Here is a 331-nt window from a genome sequence, read left to right as displayed (position 1 = left end):
CACGCAGGCATACAGGTCGTGGGACACCGCCGACGCGCCGGACAACGCCAGCCCGGCGACCACGGCCAGGATGGTCGCGAAGGCCACCGCCGAAATGAACCCCAGGAACAGGTTGCCGCCCACGGCCTGTGCCAGGTGCACGGCGATCATGTTGCCGCCGCCGATGATCGCGCCGTTGGCATCCCGGAAGCTTGGGTCAGTACCCACCATGACGATGGCGCCGAAGCCGACGATGATCAGCAGCAGGTAGAAGTAGCCAATGAAACCGGTGGCGTAGAACACGCTCTTGCGCGCTTCCTTGGCGTCGCTGACGGTAAAGAAGCGCATCAGG

Annotated in this window: 1 pseudogene; it reads right to left on the bottom strand. The window is 64.7% G+C overall.

From position 1 onward, the window contains the following. A pseudogene (gene actP, locus HX873_RS31935) lies at positions 1-331 on the bottom strand (cation acetate symporter); the annotation flags it as partial.

This window comes from Pseudomonas sp. P7758 (assembly GCF_013386485.1).
In the GTDB taxonomy this organism is placed as follows: domain Bacteria; phylum Pseudomonadota; class Gammaproteobacteria; order Pseudomonadales; family Pseudomonadaceae; genus Aquipseudomonas.
Note: the sequence above shows the minus strand (reverse complement) of the source record. Positions and strands in the feature narration are given on the sequence as shown.